The sequence below is a fragment of the Serratia sp. EC4 genome (assembly GCF_059652115.1).
In genome coordinates this window covers 278,769-299,137 of record NZ_JBNIDE010000002.1, presented here as the reverse complement: position 1 = coordinate 299,137, position 20,369 = coordinate 278,769, and the positions used below count along the sequence as shown (strand labels likewise).

At 59.3% G+C, this 20,369-nt stretch carries 18 protein-coding genes and 6 tRNA genes; 22 read left to right on the top strand and 2 right to left on the bottom strand.

From position 1 onward, the window contains the following. Positions 1–11: 11 nt before the first annotated feature. From nagC to ACP39K_RS08025, 10 genes are all read left to right on the top strand, one after another. Positions 12–1,232: a DNA-binding transcriptional regulator NagC gene (gene nagC, locus ACP39K_RS08070; protein WP_004939956.1), complete on the top strand. Its 1,221-nt coding sequence runs from the start codon at positions 12–14 to the stop codon at positions 1,230–1,232. A 67-nt stretch (positions 1,233–1,299) separates the two neighbouring features. After that, a complete protein-coding gene (locus ACP39K_RS08065) occupies positions 1,300–2,052 on the top strand; it encodes an HAD-IIA family hydrolase (protein ID WP_004939957.1) in 753 nt (250 codons plus the stop codon). A gap of 189 nt (positions 2,053–2,241) precedes the next feature. Then, positions 2,242–3,684: a chitinase ChiC gene (chiC, locus tag ACP39K_RS08060; RefSeq protein WP_497008418.1), complete on the top strand. Its 1,443-nt coding sequence runs from the start codon at positions 2,242–2,244 to the stop codon at positions 3,682–3,684. A gap of 284 nt (positions 3,685–3,968) precedes the next feature. After that, positions 3,969–5,633, top strand: a complete 1,665-nt coding sequence (gene asnB / locus ACP39K_RS08055) for an asparagine synthase B (protein ID WP_497008417.1) — start codon at positions 3,969–3,971, stop codon at positions 5,631–5,633. A 219-nt stretch (positions 5,634–5,852) separates the two neighbouring features. Next, positions 5,853–5,929 (top strand) — tRNA-Met (locus ACP39K_RS08050). Positions 5,930–5,945: 16 nt separating this feature from the next. Continuing rightward, positions 5,946–6,030: transfer RNA gene (locus ACP39K_RS08045), tRNA-Leu, on the top strand. Between the two features lie 30 nt (positions 6,031–6,060). Then, positions 6,061–6,135: transfer RNA gene (locus ACP39K_RS08040), tRNA-Gln, on the top strand. Positions 6,136–6,179: 44 nt separating this feature from the next. Then, positions 6,180–6,254: transfer RNA gene (locus tag ACP39K_RS08035), tRNA-Gln, on the top strand. A gap of 41 nt (positions 6,255–6,295) precedes the next feature. Next, a tRNA-Met gene (locus ACP39K_RS08030) sits at positions 6,296–6,372 on the top strand. Between the two features lie 4 nt (positions 6,373–6,376). Then, positions 6,377–6,451 (top strand) — tRNA-Gln (locus ACP39K_RS08025). A gap of 87 nt (positions 6,452–6,538) precedes the next feature. Here ACP39K_RS08025 and ubiF read toward each other — a convergent pair. After that, positions 6,539–7,720: a 3-demethoxyubiquinol 3-hydroxylase gene (ubiF, locus tag ACP39K_RS08020; RefSeq protein WP_048796867.1), complete on the bottom strand. Its 1,182-nt coding sequence runs from the start codon at positions 7,718–7,720 to the stop codon at positions 6,539–6,541. Between the two features lie 197 nt (positions 7,721–7,917). On the opposite strand from ubiF, the gene miaB reads away from it, so the two are divergent. The 12 genes from miaB to ACP39K_RS07960 all read left to right on the top strand — a co-directional run bounded on the left by miaB (position 7,918) and on the right by ACP39K_RS07960 (position 19,601). Then, positions 7,918–9,342: a tRNA (N6-isopentenyl adenosine(37)-C2)-methylthiotransferase MiaB gene (gene miaB / locus ACP39K_RS08015; protein ID WP_004939964.1), complete on the top strand. Its 1,425-nt coding sequence runs from the start codon at positions 7,918–7,920 to the stop codon at positions 9,340–9,342. Positions 9,343–9,461: 119 nt separating this feature from the next. Continuing rightward, positions 9,462–9,797, top strand: a complete 336-nt coding sequence (locus ACP39K_RS08010) for a zinc ribbon domain-containing protein YjdM (RefSeq protein WP_016928764.1) — start codon at positions 9,462–9,464, stop codon at positions 9,795–9,797. A gap of 234 nt (positions 9,798–10,031) precedes the next feature. Beyond that, positions 10,032–11,087 (top strand): PhoH family protein, encoded by a 1,056-nt coding sequence (locus ACP39K_RS08005; protein ID WP_497008416.1) that lies wholly within the window; start codon positions 10,032–10,034, stop codon positions 11,085–11,087. Next, on the top strand, positions 11,084–11,557 hold the full coding sequence (gene ybeY / locus ACP39K_RS08000; protein WP_497008415.1) for an rRNA maturation RNase YbeY: 474 nt from the start codon (positions 11,084–11,086) through the stop codon (positions 11,555–11,557). The genes ACP39K_RS08005 and ybeY overlap by 4 nt, the downstream gene beginning before the upstream one ends. Before the next feature lie 85 nt (positions 11,558–11,642). Further along, positions 11,643–12,521: a CNNM family magnesium/cobalt transport protein CorC gene (corC, locus tag ACP39K_RS07995; RefSeq protein WP_004939973.1), complete on the top strand. Its 879-nt coding sequence runs from the start codon at positions 11,643–11,645 to the stop codon at positions 12,519–12,521. A 7-nt stretch (positions 12,522–12,528) separates the two neighbouring features. Beyond that, positions 12,529–14,058 carry an apolipoprotein N-acyltransferase gene (lnt, locus tag ACP39K_RS07990; RefSeq protein ID WP_033641090.1) on the top strand — a complete coding sequence of 510 codons (1,530 nt, stop codon included), beginning with the start codon at positions 12,529–12,531 and terminating at the stop codon, positions 14,056–14,058. 394 nt (positions 14,059–14,452) lie between these two features. Then, complete coding sequence (locus tag ACP39K_RS07985; RefSeq protein WP_004939976.1) at positions 14,453–15,349, top strand: amino acid ABC transporter substrate-binding protein; 897 nt, start codon at positions 14,453–14,455, stop codon at positions 15,347–15,349. A 213-nt stretch (positions 15,350–15,562) separates the two neighbouring features. Then, the gene (locus ACP39K_RS07980; RefSeq protein ID WP_004939979.1) at positions 15,563–16,303 is read left to right on the top strand and encodes an amino acid ABC transporter permease; all 741 of its coding nucleotides are present in this window, start codon (positions 15,563–15,565) and stop codon (positions 16,301–16,303) included. Further along, positions 16,303–16,977 (top strand): glutamate/aspartate ABC transporter permease GltK, encoded by a 675-nt coding sequence (gene gltK / locus ACP39K_RS07975; RefSeq protein WP_004939982.1) that lies wholly within the window; start codon positions 16,303–16,305, stop codon positions 16,975–16,977. The genes ACP39K_RS07980 and gltK overlap by 1 nt, the downstream gene beginning before the upstream one ends. Then, the gene (locus tag ACP39K_RS07970) at positions 16,977–17,702 is read left to right on the top strand and encodes an amino acid ABC transporter ATP-binding protein (RefSeq protein WP_004939983.1); all 726 of its coding nucleotides are present in this window, start codon (positions 16,977–16,979) and stop codon (positions 17,700–17,702) included. The genes gltK and ACP39K_RS07970 overlap by 1 nt, the downstream gene beginning before the upstream one ends. 113 nt (positions 17,703–17,815) lie before the next feature. After that, positions 17,816–18,748 (top strand): pyrimidine-specific ribonucleoside hydrolase RihA, encoded by a 933-nt coding sequence (gene rihA, locus ACP39K_RS07965; protein ID WP_016928768.1) that lies wholly within the window; start codon positions 17,816–17,818, stop codon positions 18,746–18,748. Between the two features lie 148 nt (positions 18,749–18,896). After that, positions 18,897–19,601, top strand: a complete 705-nt coding sequence (locus ACP39K_RS07960) for an FMN-dependent NADH-azoreductase (RefSeq protein WP_016928769.1) — start codon at positions 18,897–18,899, stop codon at positions 19,599–19,601. Between the two features lie 40 nt (positions 19,602–19,641). On the opposite strand, the gene ACP39K_RS07955 is transcribed toward ACP39K_RS07960, so the two are convergent. Then, on the bottom strand, positions 19,642–20,124 hold the full coding sequence (locus ACP39K_RS07955; protein ID WP_004939988.1) for a zinc ribbon-containing protein: 483 nt from the start codon (positions 20,122–20,124) through the stop codon (positions 19,642–19,644). Positions 20,125–20,369: the final 245 nt, after the last annotated feature.

The following is a 20,369-nucleotide window of genomic DNA, read 5'->3' as shown; positions in this document are numbered from 1 at the left end:
TAACATTATTGATGAGCACTGGCGGACAAGCACAAATAGGGAACGTTGACTTAGTCAAACAACTTAACGGCGCGGCAGTTTATCGCCTGATCGACCAACAGGGCCCGATCTCGCGCATTCAAATCGCCGAACTCAGCCAGCTCGCCCCCGCCAGCGTCACTAAGATTACTCGCCAGCTGCTGGAGCGCGGGTTGATCAAAGAAGTCGATCAGCAAGCCTCCACCGGCGGCCGCCGCGCGATCTCCATCGTGTCGGAAACCCGTCATTTCCATACCGTCGCGGTGCGCCTCGGCCGCCACGACGCCACCATCACGCTGTATGACATGAGCGGTAAATCGCTCAGTGAAGAACACTATCCGCTGCCGGAACGCACCCAGGAAACGCTGGAGAATGCGCTGTTCGCCGCCATCGCCCAATTCATCGAAGCGAACCAGCGCCGCCTGCGCGAGCTGATCGCCATCGCGGTGATCCTGCCCGGCCTGGTGGATCCGGCGCTGGGCGTGGTGCGCTACATGCCGCACATCAGCGTCAGCAACTGGGCGCTGGTGGACAACCTGCAGCAGCGCTTTAACGTCACCAGCTTCGTCGGCCACGATATCCGCAGCCTGGCGCTGGCGGAGCACTACTTCGGCGCCACCCGCGACTGCGAAGACTCGATATTGGTACGCCTGCACCGCGGCACCGGCGCCGGCATTATCGTCAACGGGCAGATTTTTCTCGGCAACAACGGCAACGTCGGCGAGATCGGCCATATCCAGATCGATCCGCTCGGCGAACGCTGCCACTGCGGCAACTTCGGCTGCCTGGAAACGGTGGCCGCCAACGCGGCGATCGAACAGCGCGTGCGCCAACTGCTGAGCCAGGGCTATCCAAGCAAACTGACGCTGGAAGACTGCGGCATCAACGCCATCTGCAAGGCCGCCAACCGCGGCGATCTGCTGGCCAGCGAAGTGATCGAACACGTCGGCCGCTATCTGGGCAAGGCGGTGGCCATCGCCATCAACCTGTTCAATCCGCAGAAGGTGGTGATCGCCGGTGAGATCACCGAAGCGGACAAGGTGCTGCTGCCGGCGATCCAAAGCTGCATCAATACCCAGGTGCTGAAGGACTTCCGCAAAAATCTGCCGGTGGTGACCTCCGAACTCAATCATCGCTCGGCTATCGGCGCTTTCGCCCTGGCCAAACGCGCGATGCTCAACGGCGTGCTCTTGCAGCGATTGCTGGAAAGCTGATCCGCCGCTTCTGGCAGGTGTGTTATCGTCACTTCTTGCCTGCCGTAATCATGAGAAACAGCGACAAATGAAAATCAAAAACGTTATATGCGATATCGACGGCGTGCTGCTGCATGACAATACGCCGGTGCCCGGCGCCGATCTGTTCCTGGCGCGCATCCAGGAACAAGGCATGCCGCTGGTGGTGCTGACCAACTACCCGTCACAGACCGCACAGGATCTGGCGAACCGCTTCGCCGCCGCCGGGCTGGAAGTGCCGGAGAGCGCGTTCTATACCTCGGCGATGGCCACCGCCGACTTCCTGCGCCGTCAGGAAGGCAAAAAAGCCTATGTGGTCGGCGAAGGCGCGCTGATCCATGAGCTGTACAAAGCCGGTTTCACCATCACCGACATCAACCCGGATTTTGTGATCGTCGGTGAAACCCGCTCTTACAACTGGGACATGATGCACAAAGCCGCCTACTTCGTCAGTAACGGCGCGCGCTTTATCGCGACCAATCCGGATAGCCACGGCCACGGCTTCTCGCCGGCCTGCGGCGCCCTGTGCGCGCCCATCGAGAAGATCACCGGCCGCAAGCCGTTTTATGTCGGCAAGCCCAGCCCGTGGATCATTCGCGCCGCACTGAATAAAATGCAGGCGCACTCGGAAGAGACGGTGATCGTCGGCGATAACCTGCGCACCGACATTCTGGCGGGCTTCCAGGCCGGCCTGGAAACCGTGCTGGTGCTGTCCGGCGTCTCCACGCTGAGCGACATCGAAACCATGCCGTTCCGCCCGAGCTACGTCTACCCTTCCGTCGCCGATATCACCATCTTCTGATCCATCGATGGCGGCTGCCCGGCCGCCATTATTTCCCTCTTCCTGGCCGCAGTTTGAATTTAATTCGTTCATGGCCGCAAAAGGTTTCAGCCTGCCTGCGCTAAAAATCCTCATTATAAGTTTACGCCCCGCCAATAGCTGATATTGCCGGCGAGCGAAAAACCCTCCCCCCTAATGAATGAGGCCACCATGAGCACAAATAACATTATTAATGCCGTCGCCGCCGATGACGCGGCCATTATGCCGTCTATCGCCAATAAAAAGATCCTGATGGGTTTCTGGCACAACTGGGCCGCCGGCGCCAGTGACGGTTATCAACAAGGCCAGTTCGCCAATATGAATCTGACCGACATTCCCGCCGAGTACAACGTAGTGGCCGTCGCCTTTATGAAAGGCCAGGGCATCCCGACCTTCAAACCTTACAACCTGTCCGACGCCGAGTTTCGCCGCCAGGTGGGTGTGCTGAACAGCCAGGGCCGCGCGGTGCTGATCTCCCTCGGCGGCGCAGACGCGCATATCGAGCTGAAGACCGGCGACGAAGAAAAGCTGAAAGACGAGATTATTCGCCTGGTGGAAGTCTATGGCTTCGACGGCCTGGATATCGATCTGGAACAGGCGGCGATCGGCGCCGCCAATAATAAAACCGTCTTGCCTGCAGCATTGAAAAAAGTAAAAGACCATTACGCCGCGCAGGGGAAAAACTTTATTATCAGCATGGCGCCGGAATTCCCGTATTTGCGCACCAACGGCACCTATCTGGATTATATCAACGCCCTTGAAGGCTATTACGACTTTATTGCGCCGCAATATTACAACCAGGGCGGCGACGGTATTTGGGTGGATGAACTCAACGCCTGGATCACGCAGAATAACGACGCCATGAAAGAGGACTTCCTCTACTATCTGACGGAAAGCCTGGTCACCGGCACCCGCGGCTATGCGAAAATCCCGGCGGCGAAATTCGTTATCGGCCTGCCGAGCAACAACGATGCCGCCGCCACCGGCTACGTGATCGACAAACAGGCGGTGTATAACGCCTTCGCGCGTCTTGACGCCAAAAACCTGTCGATCAAGGGCCTGATGACCTGGTCGATCAACTGGGACAACGGCAAGAGCAAAGCCGGCGTCGCCTACAATTGGGCGTTCAAAACCCGCTATGCGCCGCTGATTCAGGGCGGCGTCACCCCGCCGCCGGGAAAGCCTAATGCGCCGACGGCGCTGACGGTCGCCGAGCTGGGCGCCACCTCGCTGAAACTGAGCTGGGCCGCCGCCACCGGCGCGTTACCGATCGCCAGCTACACCGTCTACCGCAACGGCAACCCGATCGGCCAGACCGCCGACCTGTCGCTGACCGACAGCGGCCTGACCCCGGTCACCCAGTACAGCTACTTCGTTACCGCGACCGACAGCCAGGGCAATACCTCGCTGCCGAGCAGCGCGCTGGCGGTCAAAACCGCCAACGACGGCACGCCGCCCGATCCGGGTGCGCCCGAGTGGCAGAACAACCACAGCTACAAGGCTGGCGACGTGGTGAGCTATAAAGGCAAGAAATACACCTGTATCCAGGCGCACACCTCCAACGCCGGCTGGACGCCGGACGCCGCCTTCACCCTGTGGCAGCTCATCGCCTAATCGCTAATCGATTGCCGGTCAAACTGGCCGGCAATCCCGCCATCACGCTAAAAATTGCATAATCGATAATTTTTCACGCCGATAACTGAACATCCGTTAAAAACCGCACCTAAGCAAACAACTATTTCTCAACGCATGGCTAAAACGCTTGCATCTCCCGCAGCTTTTGGCGCATTTTCATAACCACAGCGCAGCAAAACCGGGTTATCGCTGATAAATCGGCAATGCTGCCCATAACAGTAAAAAACAACATCACAGTCATAAAAGCCCGTTAGGAGAGTTGTATGTGTTCTATTTTCGGTGTGCTCGATCTGAAGTCCGATCCCGTTGAACTGCGTAAGAAAGCGCTGGAGCTGTCACGTCTGATGCGCCACCGCGGCCCGGATTGGTCCGGCGTTTACGCCAGCGACAAAGCCATTCTGGCTCACGAACGCCTGTCGATCGTCGACGTCAACAACGGCGCTCAACCGCTGTACAACGCTGCGCACACCCACGTTCTGGCGGTCAACGGCGAAATTTACAACCACCAGGCGCTGCGCCAACAGCTGAGCGACCGCTATGCGTTCCAGACCGGTTCCGACTGTGAAGTGATCCTGGCGCTGTACCAGGAGAAAGGCCCGGACTTCCTCGACGATCTGCAAGGCATGTTCGCCTTCGCCCTGTATGACACCGAAAAAGACGCCTACCTGATCGGCCGCGATCACCTGGGCATCATTCCGCTGTACATGGGCCACGACGAGCACGGCAACCTGTACGTCGCCTCGGAAATGAAAGCGCTGGTGCCGGTGTGCCGCACCATCAAGGAATTCCCGACCGGCAGCTATCTGTGGAGCCAGGACGGTGAGATCCGTGAATATTATCGCCGCGACTGGTTCGATTACGACAGCGTCAAGGACAATGTGACCGACGCCGCCGCCCTGCGCACCGCGCTGGAAGAGTCGGTGAAAAGCCACCTGATGTCCGACGTGCCCTACGGCGTGCTGCTGTCGGGCGGGCTGGATTCCTCGGTCATCTCGGCGATCACCAAGAAATACGCTGCGCGCCGCGTGGAAGATCAGGAACGCAGCGAGGCCTGGTGGCCGCAGCTGCACTCCTTCGCCGTCGGCCTGGAAGGCTCGCCGGATCTGCGCGCCGCGCAAGAGGTGGCCAACCATCTGGGCACCGTGCACCATGAAATCCACTTCACCGTGCAGGAAGGCCTGGACGCCATCCGCGACGTGATTTATCACATCGAAACCTACGATGTCACCACCATTCGCGCCTCGACGCCGATGTACCTGATGTCGCGCAAAATCAAGGCGATGGGCATCAAGATGGTGCTTTCCGGCGAAGGCGCGGACGAAGTGTTCGGCGGCTACCTGTACTTCCATAAGGCGCCGGACGCCCGCGAATTCCACGAAGAGACCGTGCGTAAACTGCTGGCGCTGCACATGTTCGACTGCGCGCGCGCCAACAAGGCGATGTCCGCCTGGGGCGTCGAAGCCCGCGTGCCGTTCCTGGACAAGAAATTCCTCGACGTGGCGATGCGCATCAATCCGAAAGATAAAATGTGCGGCAACGGCAAAATGGAAAAACACATCGTTCGCGAATGTTTCGAGTCCTATTTGCCGGCCAGCGTGGCCTGGCGCCAGAAAGAGCAGTTCTCCGACGGCGTTGGCTACAGTTGGATCGACACGCTAAAAGAGGTCGCTGCGCAGCAAATCAGCGATCAACAGCTCGAAACTGCGCGTTTCCGCTTCCCGTACAACACGCCGACCTCTAAAGAAGGCTACCTGTACCGCGAAATCTTCGAGGAGCTGTTCCCGCTGCCGAGTGCCGCCGAATGCGTGCCGGGCGGCCCGTCCGTCGCCTGCTCGTCCGCCAAGGCCATCGAATGGGACGAATCGTTCAAGAAGATGGACGATCCTTCCGGCCGCGCCGTCGGCGTGCATCAGGCCGCCTATAAATAATCGCGCGGCGTTTTCCCTTGGGGCGGGCCTTTTGGCCCGCCTTTTTGTTGCCTTTTTCCTCCGCCAACTGCCTGAATTGCCGATTTTATCGCCATAATGTTCACAACCCAGACAAACGGCGCTTCCGGGCGCTTTTTCGGGAAAAAACTTGTTGACGCAAATCGGTCATATACGCATAATGCGCCCCGCAACGCCGATGAAGGCAAAGCAAAAAAAGAGGGCTACGTAGCTCAGCTGGTTAGAGCACATCACTCATAATGATGGGGTCACAGGTTCGAATCCCGTCGTAGCCACCATCTCTTTTTTGCATTTGCGGGAGTGGCGAAATTGGTAGACGCACCAGATTTAGGTTCTGGCGCCGCAAGGTGTGCGAGTTCAAGTCTCGCCTCCCGCACCATTTCTCTTCATCGTCGGCGCAGTATGTTGATGGGGTATCGCCAAGCGGTAAGGCACCGGTTTTTGATACCGGCATTCCCTGGTTCGAATCCAGGTACCCCAGCCATATTCTTTCGGGAACGGGGTTTCAACATAAGATTTGTTTGCAGGTGGGGTATCGCCAAGCGGTAAGGCACCGGTTTTTGATACCGGCATTCCCTGGTTCGAATCCAGGTACCCCAGCCATAACAAACTGCTTGCAAATCAAAGAAGTAAAAAGTAACATCGGCTACGTAGCTCAGCTGGTTAGAGCACATCACTCATAATGATGGGGTCACAGGTTCAAATCCCGTCGTAGCCACCATAATTGGGGTGTCGCCAAGCGGTAAGGCTCTGGTTTCTGATACCAGCATACCCAGGTTCGAATCCTGGCACCCCAGCCATATTTAGAAAAGCCCGCTTCGGCGGGCTTTTTGCTGTCTGGCGTTCAGCCAATCCTAACGGGCCCAGCCGCCGCTGAGCCCTACCGGTTACAATCCCAAGGCGTACTTCAACGCATGCTCTTTCAGCTTGCCCGCCCGCTGCGCGGCCATCAGCGCCAGATTGCGCGCCACGTTCAGCGGCGCCAGGTTATTGCTGAAGGCGGTATAAAACAGATCCATGCCGCTCTGCATCAGCAGATTGTCGGTGCGACGGCGACGCTGATAACGCAACAGCACCGCCTCGCTGCTCCAGTCCTCTCCCTGATCCCGCGCCTCGCTCAACACATTCAACAAGGCATCCACATCGCGATACCCCAGATTGACGCCCTGCCCGGCCAGCGGGTTGATGGTATGCGCGGCATCCCCCAGCAGCGCCAGCCCCGGCAGTACGTAACGCTGCGCATGACGCCGCGTCAACGGGAACGATCCGGCGGCGTGCACCTTGACCGGGCCCAGTCGCGCCGGAAAAGCGGCGGCGATCTCGCGCTCCAGCTGCGCCGGCGGCATCGCCTGCAGTTGGCGAATGCGCTGCGGGCTGTCATACCACACCAGCGATGCCCAGCTGTCGTACAGCGGCAGGAAGGCGCGCGGCCCGGACGGGAAGAAGCGCTGCCAGGTCACATCCTGCTGCGGCGCGCCGGTATCGACGGTGATCAACATGCATGCCTGACGATACTGCCAACCGTTGGTGCCGATCGCCGCCAGCTTGCGCACCTGCGAGTTGGCACCATCGGCGCCGATAACCAGCCGCGCTTGCAGCGTCTCGCCGCTGTCCAGCGTCAACTGCCAGGCCTTGTCCGCCCGCTGCAGCGATTGCAGCCTGGCGGGGCACAGCAACGTCAGATTGGCGCACTGCGCGAACTGCTGCCACAGCGCCAGCTGCAGAATGCGGTTTTCCACCATAAAGCCCAGCTCGGGCAGCCCCAGGGACACCGCGTCGAACGCCACCCGCGACGACGCCCACTCCCAAGTCTCCAGCCGGCGATACGGCGCCGTACGCATCGCCGTCACGGCCGGCCAGGCGCCGAGCTGTTTCAGCAGCCCCACCGAGGTGCAGCCGATCGCGGAAATGCGCAGGTCCGGCGGGCTTTGCGCCTCGAACGCCTGCGGCGCCTGATGTTCCAGCAACGCCACCGACCAGCCCGCCTGCGCCAGCCCAAGGGCCGCCGCCGCGCCGACCATGCCGCCGCCCACCACCACCGCGTCATACCGATTTTGAGATGTCTTCATATTGGCTATGTTTTCTGTGTGAATGCTCGCCATCCCACCCGGCATGGCGTTTTGCGCAGTGTACCGGATTTTCGCTTCGGCTTCAGGTTGCGTGCCATTTTCCCCCGCGCTGGTCACAACGGCGGCAAATGATTACAATACGCGCCCTGCATGTCGCGTAACGCAACTTTCGCTCCGCACTGAGTAATGGCAAGTCAATGACGAAAAAACTACATATCAAAACCTGGGGCTGCCAGATGAATGAGTACGATTCATCGAAAATGGCCGACCTGTTGAACAGCACGCACGGCTTCGAGTGGACCGACAACGCCGAAGAAGCGGACGTGCTGTTGCTGAACACCTGCTCGATCCGTGAAAAAGCGCAGGAGAAAGTTTTCGCCATGCTGGGGCGCTGGCGCTTGCTGAAAGAAAAGAACCCGTCTGTCATCATCGGGGTCGGCGGTTGCGTGGCCTCGCAAGAAGGGGAGCTTATCCGCAGCCGCGCGCCTTGCGTCGACGTGGTATTCGGCCCGCAGACCCTGCACCGCCTGCCGGAAATGATCAATCACGTTCAGGGCACCCGCAGCCCGGTGGTCGATATCAGCTTCCCGGAGATCGAAAAATTCGACCGCTTGCCGGAACCGCGCGCCGAAGGCCCGACCGCATTCGTGTCGATCATGGAAGGCTGCAACAAATACTGCACTTTCTGCGTGGTGCCTTACACCCGCGGCGAGGAAGTGAGCCGCCCGAGCGACGACGTGCTGTTCGAAATCGCCCAGTTGGCGGCGCAGGGCGTGCGCGAGGTCAACCTGCTCGGCCAAAACGTCAACGCTTACCGCGGCGCCACGCATGACGGCGATATCTGCTCGTTCGCCGAACTGCTGCGCCTGGTGGCCGCCATCGACGGCATCGATCGCATTCGCTTCACCACCAGCCACCCTATCGAGTTCACCGACGATATCATCGCGGTGTACGAAGACACGCCGGAGCTGGTCAGCTTCCTGCATCTGCCGGTGCAAAGCGGTTCGGATCGCATCCTGACCATGATGAAACGCGCGCACACCGCGCTGGAGTACAAGGCGATTATCCGCAAGCTGCGCAAGGCGCGCCCGAACATTCAGCTCAGCTCCGATTTCATCGTCGGTTTCCCGGGCGAGAGCCAGGCCGACTTCGAACAGACCATGAACCTGATCGCCGACGTCAACTTCGACGTCAGCTTCAGCTTCATCTATTCGTCGCGCCCCGGTACGCCGGCGGCGGACATGGTTGACGACGTCAGCGAAGAAGAGAAAAAGCAGCGGCTGTACATTCTGCAGGATCGCATCAACCAGCAGGCGCTGCAGTTCAGCCGCCGCATGCTCGGCACCGTCCAACGTATTCTGGTGGAAGGCACCTCGCGCAAAAGCGTGATGGAACTGGCCGGGCGCACGGAATGCAACCGTGTGGTAAACTTCGAAGGCACGCCTGACATGATCGGCCAGTTTGTCGACGTGGAAATTACCGAGGTGCTGACCAACACCCTGCGTGGCGCAGTGGTGCGCACCGAACAGCAGATGGATCTGCGCGTACATGAATCCCCGCAGTCGGTGATCGCCCGTACCCGCAAAGAAAACGCGCTGGGCGTCGGCATTTACCAGCCCTGACGCGGCGGCGGCCGCCTTATCGCCGCCCATTCACGCTATTCCTTACCGTTTCTCCGCCGGGCGTCCGCGCCCGGTGATGTTCTTTTTTCTATTTTTTATTGTTGAAGAGGCGACATAACATGCAACTCCCACACTGCCCGAAGTGCAACTCCGAATACACCTACCAGGACAATGCCCTGTTCATTTGCCCTGAGTGCGCCCACGAGTGGAGCGACAGCGCCCCGGCGGAAGATCAGGATGCGCTGATCGTCAAAGACGCCAATGGCAACCTGCTGGCGGACGGCGATGCGGTCACCGTGGTCAAAGACCTGAAGGTCAAAGGCAGCTCCTCGATGCTGAAGATCGGCACCAAGGTGAAAAACATTCGTCTGGTGGAAGGCGATCACAACATCGACTGCAAAATCGACGGTTTCGGCCCGATGAAACTGAAGTCCGAATTCGTGAAAAAGAACTGATTCCCAGCGGTCTTGTCCTGCGATGACGCGGCGGGCTTTGCGCCCCGCCGCGTTTTTTCCTGATCTTCCCTTGAATTCCGCCGACGGCGCACAGATAGATCAGCGGTAAACTTGCGCCGTTGCGGCGCACCATGAATAATTCAAGAAAGAGAGTATTCAGGCTCGCCCTGAACGCGCGCGTCCCGGACGCGCTATGTGACATCAACCAGGCCCGATGTGACCTAGAGGAATAGTTTGAACGTCGCAACACAAGAAATTTTGTTAGAGCCCGCAGACAACAAGCGTTTGCTCAGCCTGTGCGGCCCGTTTGATGACAACATCAAACAACTCGAGCGCCGATTGGGCATCGAAATCAATCGCCGCGACAACCGTTTCAAGCTGGTCGGCAAGAACCTGTGCGTGGTCGCCGCCGCCGATATCCTGCGCCATCTGTACGTGGATACCGCGCCGATTCGCGGCGTGATCCCGGATATCGATCCGGAGCAAATCCATCTGGCGATCAAAGAGAGCCGGGTGCTGGAACAGGTGGCCGACAGCGTGCCGGATTACGGCAAGGCGGTCACCATTAAAACCAAGCGCGGCATGGTGAAACCGCGCACGCCTAACCAGGCGCAGTACATCGCCAACATTCTCGATCACGACATCACCTTCGGCATCGGCCCGGCCGGCACCGGCAAAACCTACCTGGCGGTCGCCGCTGCGGTGGATGCGCTGGAACGCCAGGAAATTCGCCGCATACTGCTGACCCGCCCCGCGGTCGAGGCCGGCGAAAAGCTGGGCTTCCTGCCGGGCGATCTGAGCCAGAAGGTCGACCCTTATCTGCGCCCGTTGTACGACGCCCTGTTCGAAATGCTGGGCTTCGAGCGCGTGGAGAAACTCATTGAGCGCAACGTGATCGAAGTCGCGCCGCTGGCCTATATGCGCGGCCGCACGCTGAACGACGCCTTTATCATCCTGGATGAGAGCCAGAACACCACCATCGAGCAGATGAAGATGTTCCTGACGCGCATCGGCTTCAACTCGAAGGCGGTCATCACCGGCGACGTCACCCAGATCGACCTGCCGCGCAACCAGAAATCCGGCCTGCGCCACGCGGTGGAAGTGCTGTCGGACGTGGAGGAGCTGAGCTTCAACTTCTTCCACAGCGAAGACGTGGTGCGCCACCCGGTGGTGGCTCGCGTGGTCATCGCCTATGAGGCCTGGGAAGCGGCCGAACAGAAACGCAAAGACGCGATTGCCGAACAACGTAAGCGCGAGGCGATCGCCGCCTCCGAGCAGGAGACACCATGAGCCAGGTGATTTTGGATTTGCAGATTGCCTGTGAAAGCAGCGACGGCCTGCCGGATGAGGCCACCTTCCAGCGCTGGCTGGAAGGCGTGCTGCCGCAATTTCAGGAAGAGGCCGAGGTGACCGTGCGTCTGGTGGACGAAGCGGAAAGCCACGAGCTGAACCTGACCTACCGCGGCAAAGACAAGCCGACCAACGTGCTCTCTTTCCCGTTCGAAGTCCCGCCGGGCATCGAGCTGCCGCTGCTCGGCGATCTGATCATCTGCCGTCAGGTGGTTGAGCAGGAAGCAATTGAGCAAGGCAAGACGCTGGAGGCCCACTGGGCGCATATGGTTGTCCACGGCAGCCTCCATCTGCTAGGGTATGACCACATCGAAGACGATGAAGCCGAAGAAATGGAGTCTTTGGAAACCGAAATCATGCACGGACTGGGCTATCCTGATCCGTACCTGGCGGAAAAAGACCCCGTCTGACGTCAGCCGTTTACCCTACAGCCCCTCTGCGGGGCTGTCGCTGACGCCCCTTAACTCTGACATGAGTGACAGTAACGAAAACGCCATGAGCGACGACCATTCACAAAGCAATGACAGCCCCAGTCCCAAGAAGGGGTTCTTTACTCTTATCCTTAACCAGCTGTTCCACGGCGAGCCCAAAAACCGTGGCGATCTGGTCGAGCTGATCCGCGATTCCGAACAAAACGACCTGATCGATCCCGATACCCGCGACATGCTGGAAGGCGTGATGGATATCGCCGAGCAGCGCGTACGCGACATCATGATCCCCCGCTCCCAGATGGTGACGCTCAAGCGCAACCAGACGCTGGAAGAGTGCCTGGACGTGATTATCGACTCCGCCCACTCGCGCTTCCCGGTGATCAGCGAAGACAAAGATCACATCGAAGGCATCCTGATGGCCAAGGATCTGCTGCCGTTCATGCGCGCAGACTCCGAGCCGTTCAGCATCGACAAGGTGCTGCGCACCGCGGTGGTGGTGCCGGAAAGCAAGCGCGTCGACCGGATGCTGAAAGAGTTCCGCTCCCAGCGCTATCACATGGCGATTGTCATTGACGAATTCGGCGGCGTGTCCGGCCTGGTCACCATCGAAGATATCCTGGAACTGATCGTCGGCGAGATCGAAGACGAATACGACGACGAAGACGATCTGGATATCCGCCAGCTCAGCCGCCACATGTACACCGTGCGCGCGCTGGCGCCGATCGAAGACTTCAACGAAGCCTTCGGCACCCACTTCAGCGACGACGAGGTCGATACCATCGGCGGTCTGGTGATGCAGGCCTTCGGCCACCTGCCGGCGCGCGGGGAAACCATTGAAATCGAAGGTTACCTATTTAAAGTTGCCATGGCCGATAGTCGACGTATCATCCAGGTTCATGTAAAAATTCCGGACGATTCTCCACCACCGAAACTGGAAGATTAAATCCAACATGGCTAAAGCCTCATTACTTGAACGCCAGCGGGTTCGCGCCCTGCTGGCGCTGTTGTCAGGTGCCGGCGGGACGCTGGCGTTCTCGCCCTACGACTTCTGGCCCGCGGCCATCGTTTCCCTGTTCGGCCTGCTGGCCGTTACCCTCAATCGCACCACCAAACAGTCCGCCCTGCTCGGCTTTGTCTGGGGCTTCGGGCTGTTCGGCAGCGGCATCAACTGGGTGTATGTCAGCATCGCCGATTTCGGCGGCATGCCCTTCGCCGTCAACGTCTTCCTGGTGGTACTGCTCGCCGCTTACCTGTCGCTGTATACCGGGCTGTTCGCCGGGCTGTTGACGCGCCTGTGGCCGGCCACCCGCTGGTGGCGGCTAGCCATCGCCGCGCCGGCGCTGTGGCAGGTGACCGAATTCCTGCGCGGCTGGGTGCTGACCGGCTTCCCGTGGCTGCAGTTCGGCTACAGCCAGATCAATGGCCCGCTGAAGGGCATCGCGCCACTGCTGGGCGTCGACGCCATCACCTTTGTGCTGATGGCCATCGCCGGCCTGCTGGTGTACGCCGTCAATCAGCGCCGTCTCTCGGCTGCCGTGATTGCCGCCGCGCTGCTGCTGTTGCCGTGGCCGCTGCGCCAGCTGCAGTGGTTTGCCCCGCAGCCGGAGAAAGCGGTGAACGTCGCCATGGTGCAAGGCAACATTCCCCAGTCGATGAAGTGGGATCCGAGCATTCTGCTCAGCACGCTGCAAACCTATCTGGACGAAACCCGCCCCTACATGGGCAAAGCGCCGATCATCATCTGGCCGGAGTCCGCCATCCCTGACTTCGAGCCGCGTCAGAACGGCTTCCTGACCATGATGGATGACCTGATGCGGGCGAAGAACAGCAGCCTGATCACCGGCATCGTCGATGCGCGCGCCACCCCGCAAGGCGTGCAGGAATACAACAGCGCCATCGTGCTGGGCGAACCGACGCCGTACAGCTACCCGGCCAAAGATCGCTACAACAAGCATCACCTGGTGCCGTTCGGCGAGTTCGTGCCGCTGGGTGAACTGTTGCGCCCTATCGCGCCGTTCTTCAATCTGCCGATGTCCGGTTTCAGCCGCGGCGACTACGTGCAGCCGCAGCTCAGCGTACGCGGCTACAACCTGACGGCGGCCATCTGTTACGAGATCGTGCTGGGCCAGCAGGTGCGCGATAACTTCCGCCCGGACACCAACTTCCTGCTGACCATCTCCAACGATGCCTGGTTCGGTCACTCCATCGGCCCGTGGCAGCACTTCCAGATGGCGCGCATGCGGGCGCTGGAGCTCGGCCGGCCGCTGCTGCGCAGCACCAATAACGGCGTTACCGCCGCAGTGGATGCGAACGGCGAGGTGATCGCCGAGATCCCGCAGTTTACCCGCCAGGTGCTCGAAGTGAAGGTCACGCCGACCACCGGCGTCACGCCTTATGCGCGCTTCGGCGCCACACCGCTGTGGGTGATTACCCTGCTGCTGGGCGGCTGGGCGCTGATGTTGGGCTTGCGCCGCAAATAATCCTCTTCGCCGGGGCGCGCCCGCCGCGCCCCGCGTTCCCGTCAATATCCCCACCTCAGTCAGAAAACGTCGTTAAATCAACGCGGCTGGCACACTCCTTGCTTTTATCTATGGCGACAACGCGCGCCGGTTTACTTTTGCTGACGTTTTGTCGCACCTGCGCACATTTTGGGTGCATTAAGCGCACCGCGCGGGGGCGCCGACGTTTTGTTGCATTAATTTGGTGCGCGCGGCGTCTCAAAAAATGAAACATTTTAGTTTCAATGTGTTCACAATCGGTTATTTTTTAACAGCGTTCAGTTCATAAGACTATCTTTATAACTTGAGCAATAAACAGTCGATTTAACCTGACGCTCTTTAGTCAGAGCCACAACAACAGCAAAGGAGTTGGACCATGCAAATGCGTAAATTGGCGTTATCGTTACTGCTGCTCGGTGCGGCAGGTAGCGTGGCTCACGCGGAAGACCTGACCGGTACGCTGAAGAAAATCAAAGACAATGGCGTGATCGTTGTCGGCCACCGCGAATCGTCAGTGCCGTTCTCCTACTACGACAACCAACAAAAAGTTGTGGGCTACTCTCAGGACTACTCCAACCAAATCGTTGAAGCCGTTAAGAAAAAGCTGAATGCGCCGAATCTGCAGGTGAAAATGCTGCCGATTACCTCGCAGAACCGCATCCCGCTGCTGCAAAACGGCACCTATGATTTCGAGTGCGGCTCCACCACCAATAACCTCGAGCGCCAGAAACAGGCCGCCTTCTCCGACACCATTTTCGTGGTCGGCACCCGCTTGCTGGTGAAGAAAGGCTCCGATATCAAAGACTTTAAGGACCTGGCCGGCAAACCGGTGGTGGTCACCTCCGGCACTACCTCCGAAGTGCTGCTGAACAAGCTGAACGACAGCGACAAAATGAACATGCGCATCATCAGCGCCAAAGACCACGGCGACTCCTTCCGTACCCTGGAAAGCGGCCGCGCGGTGGCCTTCATGATGGACGACGCCCTGCTGGCGGGCGAACGCGCCAAGGCCAAGAAACCGGATCAGTGGGAAATCATCGGCACGCCGCAGTCGAAAGAAGCCTACGGCTGCATGCTGCGCAAAGACGATCCTGAGTTTAAAAAGCTGGTCGATGACACCATCGCCCAGGCGCAAACTTCCGGTGAAGCGGCCAAGTGGTTTGAGAAATGGTTCAAGCAGCCTATTCCACCGAAAAACCTCAACATGAACTTCGAACTGTCGGATGACATGAAGCAGCTGTTCAAAGAGCCTAACGACAAAGCGTTGAACTAAATAGAACAAAAGCCGGGGCGGCCGCCAGGCCAAACCGGCCCAGTTGATGACTGGGACAGACAGGAATGAGGGGGGCCGTTCCCCTCCCTCATTTTCCCCAAGGCGCATCACCGACACCCGTACACAACAAGCCAGCCAGACTGGCCGCGCGGCGATCGGCGCTCATCAAGTCATCAATCTTCGGCGCCCTGCGCCCGTTTATCGGAGTTTGTTATGTCAATAGATTGGAACTGGGGTATCTTCCTGCAGCAGGCCCCGTTTGGGAACACCACTTACCTCGGCTGGATCTGGTCCGGCTTTCAGGTCACGGTGGCCCTCTCCGTCTGTGCCTGGATTATCGCTTTCTTCGTCGGTTCACTGTTCGGTATCTTGCGTACCGTGCCCAACCGCTTTCTTTCCACCCTCGGCACCTGTTACGTCGAACTGTTCCGCAACGTGCCGCTGATCGTGCAATTCTTTACCTGGTATCTGGTGATCCCCGAGCTGCTGCCGGCCAATATCGGCACCTGGTTCAAAACCGAGCTGGATCCCAACGTGCAGTTCTTCGTCTCTTCCATGCTCTGCCTGGGGCTGTTTACCGCCGCCCGCGTTTGCGAACAGGTGCGCGCCGCCATTCAGTCCCTGCCGCGCGGCCAGAAAGCCGCCGGGTTGGCGATGGGCCTGACGCTGCCGCAAACCTACCGCTACGTGCTGCTGCCGAACGCCTACCGGGTGATCGTGCCGCCGATGACCTCGGAAATGCTCAACCTGGTCAAAAACTCCGCCATCGCCTCCACCATCGGGCTGGTGGACATGGCCGCGCAGGCCGGTAAGCTGTTGGATTACTCCGCACACGCCTATGAATCCTTTACCGCCATCACGCTGGCTTATATCGGCATCAACGCCGTTATCATGCTGTTTATGCGTCTGGTCGAAAAGAAAGTGCAGTTGCCTGGCAACCTGGGGAGTAAATAATGTACGAATTTGACTGGGCGTCGATCGTCCCAAGCTTCCCTTATCTGCTGCAAGGCATGGTGATCACGCTGAAGATCACCGTGACCGCCATCGTGGTCGGCATCCTGTGGGGCACCGTGTTGGCGGTCATGCGTCTGTCGCCGTTCAAACCGATAAGCTGGTTCGCCACCCTGTACGTCAACCTGTTCCGCTCGGTGCCGTTGGTGATGGTGCTGCTGTGGTTCTATCTGGTGGTTCCAAGCTTATTACAACAGGTTCTAGGGCTGTCGCCGAAAACCGATATTCGCCTGATCTCGGCTATGGTAGCCTTTTCCCTGTTTGAAGCGGCCTATTATTCGGAAATCATCCGCGCCGGTATCATCAGCATCTCGCGCGGCCAATCCTCCGCCGCGCTGGCGCTGGGCATGACCCACTGGCAGTCCATGCGGCTGGTGATCCTGCCGCAGGCGTTCCGCGCCATGGTGCCGCTGCTGCTGACTCAGGGCATCGTACTGTTCCAGGATACCTCGCTGGTTTACGTACTGAGCCTGGCCGACTTCTTCCGCACCGCGTCGACCATTGGCGAACGCGACGGCACCCAGGTTGAAATGATCCTGTTCGCCGGTTTTGTCTATTTTGTTATCAGCCTCGCCGCCTCGGCGCTGGTAAGCTATTTGAAGAAAAGGACTGTTTGATGATATCCCTGAAAAATGTTTCCAAGTGGTACGGTCACTTCCAAGTGTTGACCGATTGCACCACCGAAGTGAAAAAAGGCGAAGTGGTCGTCGTCTGCGGTCCTTCAGGTTCCGGCAAGTCCACCCTGATCAAAACCGTCAACGGCCTCGAGCCGATCCAGCAGGGAAGCATCCTGGTGAACGGCACGCCGGTCAACGACAAGAAAACCAACCTGGCGCAGCTGCGTGCCAAAGTCGGCATGGTGTTCCAACACTTTGAGCTGTTCCCGCACCTGTCTATCATCGACAACCTGACGCTGGCGCAGGTGAAAGTGCTCAAGCGCGATAAGACCGCCTCACGCGAGAAGGGCCTGAAGCTGCTTGAACGCGTCGGCCTCTCCGCCCATGCCAACAAGTTCCCCGGCCAGCTGTCCGGCGGCCAGCAGCAGCGCGTCGCCATCGCCCGCGCGCTGTGCATGGATCCTATCGCCATGCTGTTCGATGAACCGACCTCGGCGCTCGATCCGGAAATGATCAACGAAGTGCTGGACGTGATGGTCGAACTGGCGAACGAAGGCATGACCATGATGGTGGTAACCCACGAAATGGGCTTCGCCCGCAAGGTGGCGAATCGGGTGATCTTTATGGACGAAGGCAAAATCGTCGAAGACCGCAACAAAGACGATTTCTTCAACAACCCCGAGTCCGATCGCGCCAAGGACTTCCTGGCCAAGATCCTGCACTAAACTCTCTCGATGCGCCCCGCCAGGGGCGCATCTTTTCTCCCGGCACTAAAAGCGCTTGTTTCTCCCCGGTTTTGATCCGATGCTCGCTGGATAACAAACAGAGGAGAAAGAACATGCCCCGCCCTATTATCATCGATTGCGATCCCGGCCTCGACGACGCCATCGCGCTGGCCATGGCGCTGCGTTCGCCGGAGCTGGACGTCAAAGCCATTACCACCTCCGCCGGCAACCAGACGCCGGAGAAAACCCTGCATAACGCGCTGGGCCTGCTGACCCTGATGCAGCGCGAGGACATCCCGGTCGCCGCCGGCGCCGGCGGCCCGCTGATGCGCGAGCTGGTGATCGCCGACTATGTCCACGGCAAAACCGGCATGGGCAACACCCACCTGCCGACGCCGACCCTCAAACCCGATCCCCGCGGCGCCGTTGAGCTGATCGCCGACCTGCTGCGCGCCAGCCCGCAGCCGATCACCCTGGTGGTGACCGGCCCGATGACCAACATCGCCCTGCTGCTGGCCCAGCACGCCGAGCTGAAAAGCCGCATCGAGCGCATCGTATTCATGGGCGGCGGCATGAACGCCGGCAATACCACGCCGGTGGCGGAGTTCAACATCTTCGTCGATCCCGAAGCCGCCGAAATGGTGCTGAAATCCGGGGTGCCGCTGACCATGGCCGGGCTGAACGTCACCCATCAGGCACTGGTGTTGCCGCAGGATATCGAGCGCATTCGCCAGATAGACAATCCGGTCGCGCAGGCGGTCGCGGAGATGCTCGATTTTTACCTGCCGCTGTACCTCAGCCATCCGCGCGGCTTGCCCGGCGCAGCGATGCACGATCCCTGCACCATCGCCTGGCTGCTGGCGCCGCAGCTGTTCACCGGCGTAGAACGCTGGGTCGGCGTGGAGACCAAAGGGGACTACACCGTCGGCATGACGGTGGTGGACTATTTCCAGCAAACCGGCAATGCGGCCAACGTGGAAGTGCTGACCGGCATCAACCGCGAGGGCTTTATCGATCTGCTGGCCGAGCGCGTAGCGCGTTATTGATCCTATCGGGGCGCGCTCGCGCCCCTCATTCAACTTTTTTGATTTAACTCAGCGAATTTTTGCGCTATCACTGTTCATGGCTTGCCTCTACCATGCGTTTACACCGACTGACATCGTTACCGATTAGCCTTCGCCTGGAGATAAGCCAATGAGCCGCGTACTGGTCCTGAAATCAAGCATTCTGGGTGAATATTCCCAGTCTGGAAAATTAGTCGATTTTTTTGTTGAACAATGGCGTGAAACTCACCCTGAAGACACGTTCACCGTGCGCGATTTGGCCAACCCAACGCTGCCGGAGCTGGATGGTGAAGTGATGGCCGGCTTTACCGCCGGCGACAAACCGCTGACGCCGCATCAGCAAAGCACCCTGGCGCTGTCCGATGAGCTGATTGCCGAGCTGAAGTCGCACGACACGCTGATCATCAGCGCCCCGATGTACAACTTCAACATCCCGACGCAGCTGAAGATCTACTTCGATCTTATCGCCCGCGCCGGCCAGACGTTCCGCTATACCTCCGCCGGCGCCGAAGGGCTGGTGACGGGCAAGAAAGCGATCGTCATCTCCAGCCGCGGCGGCGTCCACGCCGACACGCCGACGGATCTGATCACGCCGTACGTGAAGTTGTTCCTGGGCTTTATCGGCATCACCGACGTTGAATTCGTGCTGGCGGAAGGCTTCGCCTACGGCCCGGAAGCGGCGGAGAAAGCCGCCCAGGACAGCCGCATCGCGATCGCGCAGAAAATCCCGGCCGGCGTCGCCGTACCGGCCAGCGCACCGGCGCAGGCGGAAGTTGCCCCGGCAACCGTCAGCGGCGGTTTCCTGAGCAATCTGCTGAAGAAACTGTTCCGTTAAACGCCGGCCTTAGCGTTCCCCGCCCTGCCGGGGAACGTCATCACGGTTCAAACGGCCGGCGCTGGAACTGGTCGTGACCGCATTTCGGGCAGAGCGGCAGCACCTCCGGCGTGTAAAACGCCAGATGGTAGTGACACTGCTCGCACACCAGATTGCCCAGCCCCACCACTTCACCGCTGTGGTAAACGCCGTGGTGGCTGACATCCTTGAACACCTCGCGCCACTCCAGCTGGGTTTTGTCGGTGATATCCGCCAGTTCCTGCCACAGGCTCTCTTTGATCACGCGCATAAACACGCTGTCGGTAAACTCGTCCCGGCTCTCCTGATAGCTGCGCGCGAACTCTTCCAGATCGCGCCGCACCGCCTGCGTCACCTGCCGCACTTCGTCGCGGGTCAAATCTTCGGCCTCGTTCAAGCGCCGCTCCGCGCTGGCCACCAGTTCATCGATATCGCGTTCGCCGTTTTTCAGGCGTTCGCTCAACGATGCCACCAATTCGCGGTAATACTGAGCAACCTTGTTCATAGACTCTCCTCGATAAACGCTGCGCCGGACTTGGCTGTAGGGATCCCCCCTAAGCTACTTGTTCTTATTTTAGCCGTAAATGACTGATGCCACTTGGCAAGACGCGGGATCCGCAGGTTGTGAGCCGCGTCATGACGGCGTTTTTTTTAAATGCGCCGAGTCAGGCGCTTGGAGTTGTTGCCGGGAGGTCTTATCAGCTATGCTATGCGGATCTACGAATACTAAATGTTCATTGCGTTGCCTCT